The organism is Cyanobacteriota bacterium (assembly GCA_025054735.1).
Lineage (GTDB): Bacteria > Cyanobacteriota > Cyanobacteriia > SKYG9 > SKYG9 > SKYG9.
This window is the reverse complement of sequence record JANWZG010000596.1, coordinates 1-1,694: the sequence shown is the minus strand read 5'-3', so window position 1 is coordinate 1,694 and position 1,694 is coordinate 1. Positions and strand designations below refer to the sequence as shown.

Here is a 1,694-nt window from a genome sequence, read left to right as displayed (position 1 = left end):
ATGGTGAAGGTAGTGTCGTTGGTCATTGGTTAGTAAAATATGAGGCGGATCAATTTGCTCAGGTGTAACCGCCAACCGTTGCAGTTTTGCCAATACAGATCTAAAGTATGCGATGAACTATTAAGCAGGCAGCCAGGAGTAGACCCTTGATTGACGCTGACCGTTCTGAAACGTCGTCTCCCCATGCAACACCTACACCGCCTATGGTAGCTGACATTGATGACGATATTCCCGAAGCTCTGCGAGAATTGCCAGCCAACTTGGCCACACCTTCACCCAACTGGTTAAAAATTGGCATTATTGCAGGTGGTTCTGGCGCGTTGCTAGCGTTGATTGCAGGGATGATAGTGAGCCTTAGCATTCGCTCCACAGCCTCATCTCAGGGTGGTGCTGAATCGCCAGTTGCATCGCCGCCCAATTCATCGACTGTTAACTCCTCACCAGCAAGCGCTTCTGCGGGCAGTCCAATTCCTGACGGGTCGCTGTTAGGACACTACCCCTATCAAGAAGCTCCCCCGGAAGAGTTAGAGGCGATCGTCCCTGACGGTAGCATTAAACTTCGTCGGGCAGCGGCTGCGAAATATAGAGCAATGGCAGAGGCCGCAGCAGCAGAGGGAGTGATCTTGGTGCCAATTTCAGGGTTTCGCTCCTTAGAAGATCAGAGGCATCTGTTCTTTGATATCAAAGCAGAACGGGGCCAAAACGCTAGCAAACGTGCCGAAGTCAGTGCACCACCAGGATATAGCGAACATCACACAGGCTATGCAGTTGATATTGGTGACGGCAACGCCCCATCCACCAATTTGAATGTTAGCTTTGAATCCACGGCTGCCTTTCAGTGGCTACAGCGAAATGCATCGTACTACAGCTTTGAGCTATCTTTCCCGCCCAATAACCCTCAAGGCATCAGTTACGAACCCTGGCATTGGCGGTTTGTTGGGGATATTAACAGTCTAGAAACGTTTTACAAAGCTCGATCGCCAAAGCAGTAACACTATCGCTGGTTATCGCCTTGGGCGATCGCATTACCCAAAAGCACTAGTAGCACGACTATAGCTTGCACAACTTGAGCAACAGAGGCTGGAATTTGCAGCACTACATTTAGGGCTTGAGCACCCACAATCAGTGCTGAGAAGAGAATAGCAGACACTAACACACCTAGAGGGTGTAACTGACCTAGCAAGGCCACTAGAATGCCTGCAAACCCGTAGCCATCAGAAATTTCTCCCTTTAAGCGAGTATAGGTGTAACTCACTTCAATAATGCCAGCTAACCCGGCTAGCCCACCGCTAATCATCAGAGCGGTCAAAATATTACGATTTGTGTCGATACCAACACAACGAGCGACATTTACATTTGCTCCCACTGCGCGCAGATGAAATCCTAAAGGTGTTCGCCACAGCAGGACATAAATCACGCTGGTCAACAGCAATGCTAACAGCACACCCCAGTGCAAACGAGTTCCTAACAAGGTAGGTATCTGAGCATTGGCGCTAAACTGGGCTGATTCTGGTAAAAATCCATCAGGTTCCCGGAGCGGTACTCGTGCTGCGTACTGGGTCAGCAGAATACCGATGTAGTTCATCATCAGGGTGCCAATGATTAGATTCATGCCTCGGTAAATATGAAATAGCCCGACGATACCGCTCCAGAGTGCTCCTCCCAAAATTCCAAGGCCGCACATCAACGGGAGC

General features: G+C 49.8%; 2 protein-coding genes. One reads left to right on the top strand and one right to left on the bottom strand.

Annotated elements, in window-relative coordinates; genetic code table 11:
- The first annotated feature begins 146 nt into the window (after positions 1-146).
- On the top strand, positions 147-992 hold the full coding sequence (locus tag NZ772_18535; GenBank protein ID MCS6815554.1) for a D-alanyl-D-alanine carboxypeptidase family protein: 846 nt from the start codon (positions 147-149) through the stop codon (positions 990-992).
- A 2-nt stretch (positions 993-994) separates the two neighbouring features.
- Here NZ772_18535 and NZ772_18530 read toward each other — a convergent pair.
- Positions 995-1,694 (bottom strand): ABC transporter permease (locus tag NZ772_18530; GenBank protein ID MCS6815553.1); only part of this gene is annotated, 700 nt, incomplete at its 5' end.